We start from the raw sequence: 13,116 nt of genomic DNA, 5'->3' as shown, positions 1-13,116 counted from the left end.
AAACCGGCGTGATCCATGACATGTGCCTGCACGCCCGCCGAGGGGGTTTTTTTGGGCGCAACGCCCATGGCATGGGCCTTTGCCTCTGACTGGCACGCTTGCTGCTCAAGCCTCGATACATTCCTTTTGCACGAGGTACCGTTCGATGAGTCAGCAAGCCGTGAAATTTGCCTATTGGGTGCCCAACGTCAGCGGTGGGCTGGTGGTCAGTAAGATCGAACAACGCACCCACTGGGGCATCGACTACAACCGTAAACTGGCGCAATTGGCCGAAGAAGCCGGCTTCGAATACGGCCTGACCCAGATCCGCTTCACCGCTGGCTACGGCGCCGAGAACCAGCATGAATCCGTGGCGTTCAGCCATGCGCTGCTGGCGGCGACCACCAAGCTCAAGGTCATCGCCGCGATCCTTCCCGGCCCTTGGCAGCCGGCGCTGGCGGCCAAGCAACTGGCGACCATCGACCAACTCACCAACGGCCGCATTGCGGTGAACATCGTCAGTGGCTGGTTCAAGGGCGAGTTCCAGGCCATCGGCGAACACTGGCTGGAACACGACGAGCGCTATCGCCGTTCCGAGGAATTTATCCGCGCCCTCAAAGGCATCTGGACCCAGGACGACTTTACCTTCAATGGCGACTTCTACCGTTTCAACAACTACACCCTCAAACCCAAGCCGCTGGGCCAGCCGGAAGTGTTCCAGGGCGGCAGTTCACGGGCCGCGCGGGACATGGCGGCGCGGGTGTCGGATTGGTATTTCACCAACGGCAACACCCCGGAAGGCATCAAGGCCCAGGTCGATGACATTCGCACCAAGGCTGCCGCAAATAACCACTCGGTCAAAGTCGGCGTGAATGCATTCATCATCGCCCGCGACACCGAGGAAGAAGCCCGCGCCGTGCTCGCAGAGATCATCGACAAGGCCGACCCGGAAGCCGTGAATGCCTTTGGCGACGCGGCCAAGCAAGCAGGCAAGGCGTCACCCGAAGGCGAGGGCAACTGGGCCAAGTCCAGCTTTGAAGACCTGGTGCAGTACAACGATGGCTTCAAGACCAACCTGATCGGCACTCCGCAGCAAATTGCCGAGCGCATCGTTGCACTCAAGGCCGTAGGCGTGGACCTGGTGCTGGCGGGCTTCCTGCACTTCCAGGAAGAAGTGGAGTACTTCGGCAAACGCGTATTGCCGCTGGTACGCGAGCTGGAAGCCAAGGCCGGGATCAAGCAGGTGGCCTGACCAAGGTTTTTTCCAGGCGCAGGGCCGGGGTGTGGTCTGCGTAGTAGTCGTTGACCTGGGCGAAGCGCCGGTAGCCATTGCGCTCATACAGCGCAAGGGCGCCGGGGTTGTCGGTGCGCACCTCCAGGCGCAGGTGCGCGCACCCGTGCGTCACCCCGCAGGCCTCGACATGGCTGAGCAACTGCCTGCCCAGCCCGAGGCCGCGTGCGTGGGCGGCAATGGCGATGGAATACAAGCGCGCGAACGCGCTGCCACGACGAAACAGCACTAGCGCATAACCGAGCAACTGCCCGTCCTGTTCCGCTACCAGCAACTGGCCGTGGGCGCGGCTGATCATCCAGTGAAAACTGCGCGATGAGAGCCGGTCACTGGTGAAACACTGTTGTTCCAATGCGACCAATGCCGGTACATCACCGGGTAATGCAACGCGAGAGAAAAGAGCCATATAACCGCCGTAAAAGTTGCGTAACGAAACGGGACTTCCCTAAAAGATCGTGCTTAATAGAAAAGGTCGAGTTCTCTAAAGCGGATCAAATATTATGTCGGCGGTACAAGGTCATTGGCGTGAAGTATCCGAGCAAATTGTCGCGGCGACAATAACTTCGAAGGGCTTTTTTTCTGCGTCGCCTCGAAGTAACAGTCAAGTGGTGATTATTGTTGAGCGCAAGGAAGATTGGGCCTCCTACTTTCCCAGCGAAGACATCGTCACCGCCCAGGAATACCTTGAGCAAACACGGCAAAACGAGACGGGCAAGCGTGTGCAGGTGATCAACCTGTGCCGCAGCTACAAGTACCTGGGGCACGGCTACTACTGCTCGTTGCTGGCCGAAGCGCGCGGACACAAGGTGATTCCTTCGGTGCGCACCATCAGCGAACTGACTAAGAAGTCGCTGTACGGCCTGGCGCTGGATGACCTGGATAAAACCCTTGATAAAGCCTTGAGTCATCACCTCTACAGTAATACCGAAGGGTTTACCCTTACACTTTACTTCGGCAGGACCAATATAGAACCGTTGCAGGAATTGGCCCGCCAGTTGTTTGAAACATTCCCGTGTCCGATCCTCTTGGTTGAATTCAGAAAGAATAACGGTTGGCATATCGAAGGGGTGAAATCCGGCGTATTGCACAAGTTGCGTGACGATCAGGAAGATCAGTTCGCCCATGCCCTTGATAACTTCAGCCGCAAGATCTGGCGCCAACCCCGTTCGCGGCGCCTGGCCCGTTACGACCTGGCAATCCTGCACGATCCACAGGAGCAGCTGCCACCCTCCAACGCCCGTGCCCTGGAGAACTTCATCCGCGTGGGCAAGGGCCTGGGCATCGATGTGGAGCTGATCGAGCGCAAGGACTACGCGCGGCTGGCCGAATACGACGCCTTGCTGATCCGCGAGACCACCAGCGTTGACAACCATACCTACCGCTTTGCCAAAAAAGCCGAAAGCGAAGGCCTGGTGGTGATGGACGACCCCGCGTCGATCCTGCGCTGCACCAACAAGGTCTACCTCACCGACTTGCTCAACAGCCATCAGCTGGGCATGCCCGCCACCGAGATTCTCTACAAGGAGCGACCGGAAGATTTCGAACGGGTCGGCGAGCGCCTCGGGTTTCCGCTGGTGTTGAAGATTCCCGACGGTTGTTTCTCCCGTGGCGTGATCAAGGTCGAAAGCCAGGAAGCCTTGCTCAAGGCCACCGCCGAGTTGTTCGAGCATTCGGTGCTGCTGCTGGCCCAGGAATTCTTCTACACCGAGTACGACTGGCGCATCGGCGTACTCAACCGCAAACCGATCTTCGCTTGCCAGTACTTCATGTCCAAGGGCCACTGGCAGATCTATAACCACAAGGCCATCGGCCAGGCCATCAACGGCGAATGCCGCACCCTGGCCGTCCATGAAGCGCCCAAGGCGGTGGTGGAACTGGCGGTGAAGACCGCCAACCTGATCGGCGATGGCCTTTACGGTGTGGACCTCAAGCAGTCCGGCGACAAGGTGGTGGTGATCGAGGTCAACGACAACCCGAACCTGGATGCTGGAATCGAAGATGCCTACTTGCAGGACGACCTTTACAGCCTGGTGCTGGAAGAGTTTGTGCGGCGCCTGGAGCTGAAACGCCAGGGTCAGGTGTGGTGACGCGCGATGATCCAGCGCTTTGAACTGAACGGTGGAAAGTTACGTCCGGGGCACAGCGACGCGGCCCCGATCCTGTTGTTCAACAACCCCGACCTGGCCGAGCGCGAGTGGCTGCGTGATCACCACAAGCTCGACGAGCACGCGTTGGCGTCGGCGCTCGACCCGGATGAAGTCTCACGCATCGAGTTTCATCCCGACAACCTGTTCCTGATCTGGAAGCGCCCGGAGAACTATTCCGGTGGTGGCAACCTGGTGTTCGAAGTGACGTCGTGCGGCCTGCTGTTTTCACCCGGCCGCCTGCTGGTGATCGCCACCGATGAAACCCCACTGAGTGGCCTGGGCCAGCGCCGGCCGTTGCACACGCCGCTGGACGTATTGCTCGACCTGCTGCTCAACAACATCCACCACTACCTGGGCCACCTCAAGGTGATCAAGCTGGTTGCACGGGAGTTGCAGCAGCAGTTCAACGCGTCCATGAGCAACCATCACCTGATGCAGATGTTCAGCCTCAGCGAAAGCCTGATCTATTACATCAACGCGCTGCACAGCAACGGCGCCGTGCTGTCGCGGCTGCGTAACCATGGGGAAAAAGAGCACTTCAGTGCTGAAATTCTCGGCCTTATCGATGACCTGATCATCGAGAACCACCAGTGCTACAAACAGGCGGAGATCTATTCCAACGTGTTTTCCGGGCTGATCGATGCGCGCGGCAACCTGATGAACAACAGCATGAACAACCTGTTGCGCAAGCTGACGCTGATCAACGTGGTGTTCTTGCCGCTCAACCTGATCGCCAGCATTGGCGGTATGTCGGAGTTCAGCATGATGACCGCGGGTACGCCGTGGTGGGTGTCGTACCCATTGTTCCTGGCAGCGATGGGGTTGGGCGCCGGCTTGATGGTACTGGCGCTCAAACGGATGGCGGGCGCGACGATGTAAGGGGGGCGAGGGAATACTTCTTCGACAAGCCCGCTCGCCACAGGTTATTCGACTGGCTGTGTTTGCAAGGTCAGCACTTCAAAGCCATCCGCCGTCACCGCCACCGTGTGCTCCCACTGCGCCGACAGGCTGTTGTCCTTGGTCACCACCGTCCAGCCATCTTTCAGGCTGCGCACCTTGGAACTGCCCTGGTTGAGCATCGGTTCGATGGTAAACACCATGCCTTCGCGCAGTTCCAGCCCGGTGCCGGGTCGGCCGAAGTGCAGGATTTGCGGTTCTTCATGCATCTGCTTGCCGATGCCGTGGCCGCAGTATTCACGCACCACGCTGTAGCCGTTGGCCTGGGCGTGGCTCTGGATCGCGTGGCCGATATCACCCAGGCGTGCGCCGGGCTTGACCTGGCGGATCCCGGCCCACATCGCCTCAAAGGTCATTTCCACCAGGCGCCGCGCCTTGGGGGCGACGTTGCCAATCATGTACATCTTGCTGGAGTCGGCGATAAAGCCACCTTTTTCCAGGGTGATGTCGATGTTGATGATGTCGCCGTCCTTGAGGATCTCCTTGGCGCTGGGCATGCCATGGCACACCACTTCGTTGATTGAGGTGTTGATGGAGAAGGGGAAGTCGTATTGCCCGAGGCTGGCGGGGCGGGCTTTAAGGTCGTTACGAATGAAGGCTTCGACGGCGGCGTCCAGCTCCAGGGTGGAACGGCCGGCCGCGACAAACCCGTCGAGCATGTCGAACACTTGAGCCAGCAGGCGCCCGGATTCGCGCATCACAGCCAGTTGAGCGGCAGTCTTAATCATCAGCTGCGCCCCCGGATCAGGTCGGGCTTGTCCAGCAACAGTTTGTTGATCAGCTCGTTGTACGGCAGGTTGGGGTTGAGTTCGGCGAGCAGGCCGATCTTGATCCAGAACTCGGCCTGGGCGTTGATGGAGCGGTCCATGGCCGCGCTGGCCAGGCGGAGTTGTTCATGCAGTTGGTCGGTGATTTTGACGATGCCCATGGGGTTCACTGTTTAAAAGTTGATATACAAAGCGTATATGTTTCGTATATCTATCGTAAACCCCCAAACGCTAAATGGCGCTTGGCCATTGACTTGCCCGGTGACGCCCGGTTAATTTCGTGACATGACATTTCAAACCTTCCGCAGCCAGCCAAGCATTATTACCGCCATTCCTCATTTGGCGGGATAGCACACGGCTGCGCCCAAACCCGCCTTAGAGGCGGGTTTTGTTTTTCCGTCTCCAGGGCCCTTGAAAACCAGGAGACACCCATGAGCACGTGCCCCGTCCCCCACACCGCTGATACGGCATTGCTTGAACACTATGTAAAAAAGATCCTCGCCGCGCCGGTCTATGACCTGGCGTTGCGTACGCCCCTGCAAGCCGCGCCGGCATTGTCGGCGCTGCTGGGTAACCAGGTGCTGCTCAAGCGCGAAGACCTGCAACCGACCTTTTCCTTCAAGATTCGCGGCGCCTACAACAAGCTGGTGCAGCTCACCGCCGAGCAAAAGGCGCGCGGTGTGGTGACCGCATCGGCGGGGAACCATGCGCAAGGCGTGGCACTGGCGGCGAAGGAGTTGGGGATCAAGGCGCGGATCGTCATGCCGTGCAGCACGCCCGAGTTGAAGGTGTTGGGCGTGCGCTCCCGAGGCGCCGAAGCGGTGTTGCACGGGGAGAGTTTCCCGTTTGCCCTGGCCCATGCGCTGCAACTGGCCGAGACATCCGGATGCACGTTCGTTTCGCCCTTCGATGATCCGGACGTGATCGCCGGCCAGGGCACCGTGGCCATGGAAATCCTGCGCCAGCAACAGGGCCCGTTGGACGCCATCTTCGTGCCGGTGGGTGGCGGCGGTCTGATCGCAGGTATCGCGGCCTACGTCAAATACCTGCGGCCTGAGGTGCGCATCGTCGGTGTCGAGCCCGAAGGCTCCAGTTGCCTGCTGGCCGCCCTGCGCGCCGGTGAGCGGGTGGTGTTGCCGAGCGTCGACGGGTTTGCCGACGGTACCGCCGTAGCGCAGATCGGCGCCTACGGTTTTGAAATCTGCCGGGAGTGGGTGGATGAAGTGATCACCGTGAGCAATGACGAACTGTGCAGCGCCATCAAGCTGATCTACGACGACACCCGTTCCATCACCGAACCCTCTGGCGCGTTGGCGGTGGCGGGCATTCGCAAGTACGTGGCGCTACGAGGCGTGCATGGCCAGACTCTGGTGGCGGTGAATTCCGGGGCGAATATTAACTTTGATAGTTTGCGACATGTTGCTGAAAGAGTGACGGCATACGCACACGAAGTGCAGGGTTAAACGTTTAATCGTGGCTGTTCGACGCTGTTATAAACACTACGGACGGGGACCTGTTTAAGTTATATAAACTTGCGCGTTCCTTATGAGGAATGGTTACAACGCAAGCGTATTTTGCCGAGTAGGCTGGTAGTTGAAACGTCTTCCAAGGTCGGCAAGACGCGGCAGGCAGGCGTCTGCCACACCCATAAGACTCTGTTGGCAGTCTCAAAAAAGGAGAGGTTGGCCATGCTTTCGGAATTAGAGCTTCGCAGCATTATTGAAGGAAGTTTCCTGCCCAAACGGTGCGAATGCACCAAAGCTGAAGATGCTTCGCTGACGATCAAGATCTATGACGATCGCGACCGTGACCGGGTGGATTTGGAGGTCAAAGGCATCAAGACGGACAAACTCGACAGCAGTCGAGCGATTTGCAACCTGATCGCCGGGTTGCGTGAAGATCTGAAAAATACCCATGCACCCGCCCTGCAAAGAGCGGGAGGTCGAGCCTATTACTAGGCAGACGCCTGAGGGTGAACCACCGAAGACCTGTGGGCTTGGATAAACGCCAGGCCCAATACGGTTTCGGTCGCCACGGCCAGGAAGATCCCCGGCCCGGCGTTGCCATTGAACCACTCACTCAAGCCCAGCACAGCCAGCACCAGGCAACCGATGGCAAAGCCACTGGTCATGGCGCGACGCGTGTCCGAAGGCGGCGCATGGCGGGCCCGGTAAAACATGATGCCGATGGCCAGGAACAGCGCGGCGCTGCGGCGGGCGACCAGGCCCGTGGCGTCTGAAGAATTGACTCCCCACATACCGAGCAGCAGATCGGGGCGTAACCCCCAGACCAGTGCGAGGGCAAAGCACAGCAGGGCGGTTGTGGTGGCGAGGGTACGAAAACTGAACGGCATGGCGATTCCTTTCGGCCTTGGGACAAGCCCGCAAGAATACGCCTATCTACGCGGGCTTGCTGTGTGACAGTGCAACGCTCAATTCTGGAAGCTGCACGCGTCGGACAGCTTCCGATAGCCCACATCTTCGACTTTCCCAGCCTTGTCCACGAACTTGATATCGGCGTCGATGACTTTGCAGTCATTGGTCGGCGCTTCGTTCATGGCGATCACATGCTTGATGTTCAGCGGCATGCCGTATTGGTAAGGCACGGGTTTCTGGTTGTCGGCCTGGGCCAGGCCCGAGACGGCTGCCAGTGCCAGCGCGCCGCCACACAGTAAAGTACGTAGTTTCATGAAGGTGCTCCGCAAGTGGGTTCGACTTCACTGTCGGCTTGCGGGATTAACCATCGATTAATCGAGGCCTGGCTGACAAAACCTTCATGAAACCGGGTGTTCAGCCCAACTGTTTACGATACGGCAGGTCCGGGCCGGTTTTGGTGCAGGTCATTGCCGCCGCGCGAATCGCGAAGCCGAGCATGGCGTCAATCTGCGCGCGGGTGAGTTGTTGCAGACCGTCGACCGAATCCAACTGCTGCTCGGTCAGCCAGGCAATCAACGCAGCCTGGAAGGTATCGCCGGCGCCCACGGTGTCGGCCATCAGCACCTTGACCGCAGGTTGCGACCAGGTGCCATGTTGGCGGCTGAACACACTGGCGCCGTCGCCGCCACGGGTGAGGAATACCAACTGGCAGCGGTGTTGCAACCAGCCTTGCAGCACGCTTTCCGGCGACTGGTCGGGGTACAGCAGGTGCAGGTCTTCATCGCTGACCTTGATCAGGTCGGCATGTTTGACCAGCTCGGCGACGCGGTCACGCCACAGCTGGATGTCGGGTTGCGGGTTGAGGCGCACGTTGGGGTCGAGGCTGATCAGGCGCTTGCCGCTTTCGCGCTGTACCAGGGCCAGCAGGGTGTCGCCAATCGGTTGCACCACCAGGGAGAACGAGCCGATATGCAGCCCACGCACGTCATCACCGAGTACCGGCAAATGCTCGGCTTGCAGCAGCCTGTCCGCACAGCCCTCACCCCGGAAGTTGTACTGCGGTGAACCATTGGCACCCACGGCGACCATGGACAGGGTGGTCGGCGCGGCGAATTCCACCAGGAACTGCTCGCTGACGCCTTCATCTTTCAGCACCTGCAATAAGCGTCGGCCGAGGAAATCGGTGGACAGGCCGCCGAACAACCCGGCCTCGATGCCTAGGCGGCGTAACCCCACCGCGACGTTGAACGGTGAGCCACCCGCAATCGCCTTGTAGTTGACCTTGGAGGCCTGCCCGCTGGCATCTTCCTCGCTGAAAAAATCGAACAGCGCTTCACCACACACCAGATACATAGTCGTTCGCTCTTAAAGGGTTGCCACGTGCTGTTGATAGCGTTCGTAAGCCAGTTGATAGGCGCTGACATGAGCCGCCACCGGCAGGGTACGGCTGGCCGGGTCAACGCTCACGCATTTGTCGCAGAGGCTGGCCAGGGATTCGCCGGACTGGCTCCACGCAGCCTGGATCGCCGCGCCGAGGGCGGCGGCTTCGCTTTGTTCGGTGCAGATCACTTCGGTGTTCATGATATCGGCGACCATCTGCCGCCACACGGGGCTTTTCGAGCCGCCGCCGATCAGGCGGATACTCTGGCTTTGCAGGCCGGTCTGGCGCAGCAGGTCCAGCCCGTAGCGCAGGCCGAAGGTGGTGCCTTCAACCACGGCGCGGCACAGGTTGGCGCGTGTCAGGTTGGTCATGGTCAGGCCGTGCAGGCTGCCAGTGGCGTGGGGCAGGGCGGGTACGCGTTCGCCGTTGAGGAACGGCAGCATGCTGACGCCGTCGGCGCCAATCGGCGCTTGCTCGACCAGGCTGTTGAACGCGTTGAGGTCGAGTTCGAACAGCTCGCGTATCACGCCTGTGGCGTTGGTCAGGTTCATCGTGCAGATCAACGGCAACCAGCCGCCGCTGGATGAGCAGAATGTGGCGACCGACGCTTGGGGGCTGACGTTGGGTTGGTCCGAAAACGCATAGACGGTACCCGATGAGCCCAGGCTCATGGTGATCACGCCGGGCGCGATATTACCGGTGCCGATCGCGCCCATCATGTTATCGCCGCCGCCGCTGGCGACGATGGCGTTGGGGTTGATGCCCAGGCGCTCGGCGATGGCAGGCAGGATGCTGCCCACGGTTTGATCGGCTTCGATCAGTTGCGGTAAGGCTTGTTCCAGGCGACCACTGGGGTCGATGTGCTTGAGCAGTGCCACATCCCAGTCACGGCTGCGCACGTTGAAATAGCCGGTGCCGGACGCATCGCCGTATTCTGCGACGGCACGGCCGGTGAGCCAGTAATTGAGGTAGTCGTGGGGCAGCAGGATATGGGCGATTTGCTTGAAGATGTCCGGGTGTTGTTCGCGGGTCCAGAGCAGCTTGGACACGGTGTAGCCCGGTGCGATGGCCACGCCCAGCCGTTCGAGTGAACCGCTTTCGCCGCCCAGATGTTGCAGCAGGCGGTCGTTCTCCGGCGCGGTTTCGGTGTCGCACCACAGCTTGGCCGGGCGCAAGACCTGGCCTTGGTCATCCAGCAGCACCAGCCCGTGCTGCTGGCCGGAAACCCCGATACCAAGGATGTCCTGGCCGTCCACGCCAGCCTGTTGCAGGGCGCGGTGGGTGGCTTCGGTAAAGGCGTCCAGCCACTCCTGGGTGTGCTGTTCGCGACGGCCATTGGCGCCGCTGATCAACGTGTGCGCGGCGGCGCCCAGGCCCAGCACCTTGCCGCTGGAGGCGTCGAGGACGATGGCTTTGGTGCCTTGGGTGCCGCAGTCGATGCCGAGGAACAGGTTTTGCTGGGTCATGATGGTGTGCTCAGCAGTGTTATTTTTTTGGATTGGCAACCCGGTCCAGTGTGGGAGGGGGCTTGCCCCCGATGGCAGTGGGTCAGTGAAGGATATTTCACTGACACACCCTCATCGGGGGCAAGCCCCTTCTCACATTTAAACCGGTTTCTTCAGGAGGTGCTTCAGGGTAGCGGTGACGCCGTTATCACGCAGACTCTCATAGCACCGCTCGAACGCTGCCACAAACGCCGGCGAGTTGGGAATAGCCGTGCCAAAAATCTCTTCTACGCCCAGTAGGCGTTTGCTGATCAGCGCATCGTCAGTCACCAACCCCTGGCAGAATTCCGCCCGCGGATCGGGGATTTTGTAGCTCACCCCATTCTCATCCACACCCTTCAAATACAAGGCCCAGGCTGCGACGACCAGCGCCGCGCGCTCTGTTTCACGCCCATCGGCAATCAGATGATTGATGGTCGGCACGGTGAACTTGGGAAACTTCGACGAGCCGTCCGAACACACGCGCTCCAACTGGTCGGCAATCGCCTGGTTGGAGAAGCGATCCACCAGCGTCTGCTTGTAGTCGGTCAGGTCGATGCCCGGTACCGGCGCGAGGTTTGGCGTGACGTCGAGGTCCATGTAGGCACGCATGTAGGCTACGAACAGCGGGTCGTTCATGGTCTCGTGCACAAACCGATAACCCTTGAGAAACCCCAGGTAGGTCAGGGCCAGGTGGCTGCCGTTGAGCAAACCGATCTTCATCTCTTCATAGGGCGTCACATCGTCGGTGAACTGCACGCCGACCTTTTCCCACGCCGGGCGGCCGTTGACGAATTTGTCTTCCAGCACCCACTGCACGAAGGGTTCGCACACCACTGGCCAGGCATCGTCAATGCCGTGTTCATCGTGCAATTGCAGGCGGTGGGCGGTGCTGGTCATGGGGGTGATGCGGTCGACCATGGCATTCGGGAAGCTCACATTGGCCTCGATCCAGTCATGCAACTCGGCATTGTGCAGGGCGGCAAACGCCAGCAATGCCTTGCGCGTGACGGCGCCGTTGTGGGGCAGGTTATCGCAGGACATCACGGTGAACGCGGGAATTCCGGCGGCGCGGCGTTGGGTCAGCGCCGCGCAGATAAAACCGAACACGGTTTTCGGCGCCGTGGGGTGCGCCAGGTCGTGCTGGATCTGCGGCAGGTGGGCCATGAACTCGCCGTTGCTGTCGTCGATGCAGTAACCGCCCTCGGTGATGGTCAGCGAGACGATGCGGATTTCAGGGCTGGCGAGCTTGTCGATCAGGGCTTGGGCGCTGTCTTCGGCCAGCAGCATGTCGCTGATGGCACCGATTACGCGCACTTCGGTGTCGTCGGTGTCGCCCAGTTCATACAGGGTGAACAGGTAGTCCTGGCCGGCCAGGTCGTCGCGGGCCTTGCGGTCCTCGGCCCGCAGTCCGACGCCGCAGATGCTCCAGTCCAGGCCTTCACCGGTGTTCATCAGCGCATCGGTGTAATACGCCTGATGCGCGCGGTGGAAGCCGCCGACGCCGATATGAGCGATGCCCTGACGGGTGTCGGCAATGGCGTAGGCCGGGATTTTCACCTGCTCAGCCAGTTGCGTGAGGTTTTGTGTGTTCAATTTCATAACGTAATACTCGCGAAATCAGGCGGCAGCGCGCAGTGGACGGGCCACGGCCACGCCATCGGTGTCGAACAGATGGCAGTGCGCCGGGTCCAGGTGCAGGTGCAGGGTTTCACCGTACTGGCTGGCCATGTCGCCGCGGATGCGCATGGTCAACGGCTCGCCGTTGGCGGTGTTGACGTGGCAGAAGGTGTCACTGCCCAGGCGTTCGCCGACGTCGGCGGTGACGGTCAGGGTGGTTTGGCCAGGCGACGCGATTTCCAAGTGCTCCGGACGAATGCCCAGGGTGACCGCGCTGCCGACGCTCAAGGTCGGACCACTGAGCGGCAGGTTGATCAAGGTGCCGGCGTCCAGTTGCACTTCGCAGGTCTGGGACTCGACACGCGTGACCTTGCCCTTGAGGAAGCCCATTTTCGGCGTGCCTAGAAAGCCTGCCACAAACAGGTTCGCGGGTTGGTGATACAGCTCCAGCGGCGAACCTACCTGCTCGATACGGCCGCTGTTGAGCACTACCACCTTGTCAGCCAGGGTCATGGCCTCGACCTGGTCGTGGGTCACGTAGATCATGGTCGCCTGCAGTTCTTTATGCAGGCGCGCCAGCTCCAGGCGCATTTGCACACGCAGGGCGGCGTCGAGGTTGGACAGCGGTTCGTCGAACAGGAAGATCTTCGGGTTGCGCACAATGGCGCGGCCAATCGCTACGCGCTGACGCTGGCCACCGGAGAGTTGCTTGGGCTTGCGCTCCAGCAGCGGGCCCAGTTCGAGGATGCGCGCCGCTTCGTTGACCTTGCTCTCCACCAGCTTCTTGTCGACGCCGGCCAGGTCCAGGGCAAACGACATGTTTTTGCGCACGCTCATATGTGGATACAGCGCGTAAGTCTGGAACACCATCGCCAGGTCGCGCTTGGCCGGGGTCACTTCGGTGATGTCGCGGCCATCGAGTTCGATGGTGCCTTCGGTAACTTCTTCCAGACCGGCGATCAGGCGCAGCAGGGTGGACTTACCGCAGCCCGACGGGCCGACGAAGACCACGAACTCCTTGTCGTTCACTTCCAGGTCGATGCCTTTGATGATCGAGAAACCTTCGAAGCCTTTTTGCAAATTCTTGATTTTGAGGTTGGCCATGATGGGCCCTC

Annotated in this window: 13 protein-coding genes and 1 pseudogene; 5 read left to right on the top strand and 9 right to left on the bottom strand. The window is 60.3% G+C overall.

Annotated features, from left to right (window positions below; all coding sequences use genetic code 11):
* The first annotated feature begins 145 nt into the window (after positions 1 to 145).
* Entirely contained in the window at positions 146 to 1,231 is a 1,086-nt protein-coding gene (sfnG, locus tag ACVWXD_RS12025; RefSeq protein WP_401380978.1) for a dimethylsulfone monooxygenase SfnG, read from the top strand.
* Here sfnG and ACVWXD_RS12020 read toward each other — a convergent pair.
* Positions 1,227 to 1,676: pseudogene (locus ACVWXD_RS12020) on the bottom strand (GNAT family N-acetyltransferase); the annotation flags it as partial. The gene sfnG and the pseudogene ACVWXD_RS12020 overlap by 5 nt on opposite strands.
* Positions 1,677 to 1,770: 94 nt before the next feature.
* Between ACVWXD_RS12020 and ACVWXD_RS12015 the strand changes: the two are divergent.
* Both ACVWXD_RS12015 and ACVWXD_RS12010 read left to right on the top strand, forming a co-directional pair.
* Positions 1,771 to 3,357 carry a RimK family protein gene (locus ACVWXD_RS12015; protein WP_032886887.1) on the top strand — a complete coding sequence of 529 codons (1,587 nt, stop codon included), beginning with the start codon at positions 1,771 to 1,773 and terminating at the stop codon, positions 3,355 to 3,357.
* Between the two features lie 6 nt (positions 3,358 to 3,363).
* Positions 3,364 to 4,296 carry a magnesium transporter CorA family protein gene (locus tag ACVWXD_RS12010; RefSeq protein WP_401380980.1) on the top strand — a complete coding sequence of 311 codons (933 nt, stop codon included), beginning with the start codon at positions 3,364 to 3,366 and terminating at the stop codon, positions 4,294 to 4,296.
* A 44-nt stretch (positions 4,297 to 4,340) separates the two neighbouring features.
* Here ACVWXD_RS12010 and map read toward each other — a convergent pair whose 3' ends face one another.
* Together map and ACVWXD_RS12000 are read right to left on the bottom strand one after the other, a co-directional pair.
* Entirely contained in the window at positions 4,341 to 5,102 is a 762-nt protein-coding gene (map, locus tag ACVWXD_RS12005; protein ID WP_457371056.1) for a type I methionyl aminopeptidase, read from the bottom strand.
* Positions 5,102 to 5,302, bottom strand: coding sequence for a ParD-like family protein (locus tag ACVWXD_RS12000; protein WP_025855286.1), 201 nt, complete (start codon positions 5,300 to 5,302; stop codon positions 5,102 to 5,104). Before ACVWXD_RS12000 ends, map begins: the two co-directional genes overlap by 1 nt.
* A 270-nt stretch (positions 5,303 to 5,572) precedes the next feature.
* Between ACVWXD_RS12000 and ilvA the strand changes: the two genes are divergently transcribed.
* Positions 5,573 to 6,604, top strand: a complete 1,032-nt coding sequence (gene ilvA / locus ACVWXD_RS11995; protein WP_457371055.1) for a threonine ammonia-lyase, biosynthetic — start codon at positions 5,573 to 5,575, stop codon at positions 6,602 to 6,604.
* 225 nt (positions 6,605 to 6,829) lie between these two features.
* Entirely contained in the window at positions 6,830 to 7,099 is a 270-nt protein-coding gene (locus tag ACVWXD_RS11990) for a DUF1652 domain-containing protein (protein WP_032886880.1), read from the top strand.
* Here ACVWXD_RS11990 and ACVWXD_RS11985 read toward each other — a convergent pair.
* The 6 genes from ACVWXD_RS11985 to ACVWXD_RS11960 form a co-directional block, all read right to left on the bottom strand.
* The gene (locus tag ACVWXD_RS11985; RefSeq protein ID WP_095185873.1) at positions 7,096 to 7,494 is read right to left on the bottom strand and encodes a hypothetical protein; all 399 of its coding nucleotides are present in this window, start codon (positions 7,492 to 7,494) and stop codon (positions 7,096 to 7,098) included. The genes ACVWXD_RS11990 and ACVWXD_RS11985 overlap by 4 nt on opposite strands.
* A gap of 78 nt (positions 7,495 to 7,572) precedes the next feature.
* Positions 7,573 to 7,830 carry a DUF2790 domain-containing protein gene (locus ACVWXD_RS11980; RefSeq protein ID WP_095185872.1) on the bottom strand — a complete coding sequence of 86 codons (258 nt, stop codon included), beginning with the start codon at positions 7,828 to 7,830 and terminating at the stop codon, positions 7,573 to 7,575.
* A 100-nt stretch (positions 7,831 to 7,930) separates the two neighbouring features.
* A complete protein-coding gene (locus ACVWXD_RS11975) occupies positions 7,931 to 8,869 on the bottom strand; it encodes a carbohydrate kinase family protein (RefSeq protein ID WP_457371054.1) in 939 nt (312 codons plus the stop codon).
* A 12-nt stretch (positions 8,870 to 8,881) separates the two neighbouring features.
* Positions 8,882 to 10,363: a xylulokinase gene (gene xylB, locus ACVWXD_RS11970; RefSeq protein WP_032886875.1), complete on the bottom strand. Its 1,482-nt coding sequence runs from the start codon at positions 10,361 to 10,363 to the stop codon at positions 8,882 to 8,884.
* Positions 10,364 to 10,501: 138 nt separating this feature from the next.
* Positions 10,502 to 11,983 carry a mannitol dehydrogenase family protein gene (locus tag ACVWXD_RS11965; RefSeq protein WP_122764276.1) on the bottom strand — a complete coding sequence of 494 codons (1,482 nt, stop codon included), beginning with the start codon at positions 11,981 to 11,983 and terminating at the stop codon, positions 10,502 to 10,504.
* Positions 11,984 to 12,001: 18 nt separating this feature from the next.
* Complete coding sequence (locus ACVWXD_RS11960; RefSeq protein WP_095185869.1) at positions 12,002 to 13,105, bottom strand: ABC transporter ATP-binding protein; 1,104 nt, start codon at positions 13,103 to 13,105, stop codon at positions 12,002 to 12,004.
* Positions 13,106 to 13,116: the final 11 nt, after the last annotated feature.

This window comes from Pseudomonas sp. TE3911 (assembly GCF_054062775.1).
This window is presented reverse-complemented; position numbering and strand designations above follow the sequence as displayed.

Bases quoted from the DNA above. Each gene is read 5' to 3' on its own strand.
- sfnG (WP_401380978.1), top strand. From the start codon at position 146: ATGAGTCAGCAAGCCGTGAAATTTGCCTATTGGGTGCCCAACGTCAGC.
- ACVWXD_RS12015 (WP_032886887.1), top strand. From the start codon at position 1,771: ATGTCGGCGGTACAAGGTCATTGGCGTGAAGTATCCGAGCAAATTGTC.
- ACVWXD_RS12010 (WP_401380980.1), top strand. From the start codon at position 3,364: ATGATCCAGCGCTTTGAACTGAACGGTGGAAAGTTACGTCCGGGGCAC.
- map (WP_457371056.1), bottom strand. From the start codon at position 5,102: ATGATTAAGACTGCCGCTCAACTGGCTGTGATGCGCGAATCCGGGCGC.
- ACVWXD_RS12000 (WP_025855286.1), bottom strand. From the start codon at position 5,302: ATGGGCATCGTCAAAATCACCGACCAACTGCATGAACAACTCCGCCTG.
- ilvA (WP_457371055.1), top strand. From the start codon at position 5,573: ATGAGCACGTGCCCCGTCCCCCACACCGCTGATACGGCATTGCTTGAA.
- ACVWXD_RS11990 (WP_032886880.1), top strand. From the start codon at position 6,830: ATGCTTTCGGAATTAGAGCTTCGCAGCATTATTGAAGGAAGTTTCCTG.
- ACVWXD_RS11985 (WP_095185873.1), bottom strand. From the start codon at position 7,494: ATGCCGTTCAGTTTTCGTACCCTCGCCACCACAACCGCCCTGCTGTGC.
- ACVWXD_RS11980 (WP_095185872.1), bottom strand. From the start codon at position 7,830: ATGAAACTACGTACTTTACTGTGTGGCGGCGCGCTGGCACTGGCAGCC.
- ACVWXD_RS11975 (WP_457371054.1), bottom strand. From the start codon at position 8,869: ATGTATCTGGTGTGTGGTGAAGCGCTGTTCGATTTTTTCAGCGAGGAA.
- xylB (WP_032886875.1), bottom strand. From the start codon at position 10,363: ATGACCCAGCAAAACCTGTTCCTCGGCATCGACTGCGGCACCCAAGGC.
- ACVWXD_RS11965 (WP_122764276.1), bottom strand. From the start codon at position 11,983: ATGAAATTGAACACACAAAACCTCACGCAACTGGCTGAGCAGGTGAAA.
- ACVWXD_RS11960 (WP_095185869.1), bottom strand. From the start codon at position 13,105: ATGGCCAACCTCAAAATCAAGAATTTGCAAAAAGGCTTCGAAGGTTTC.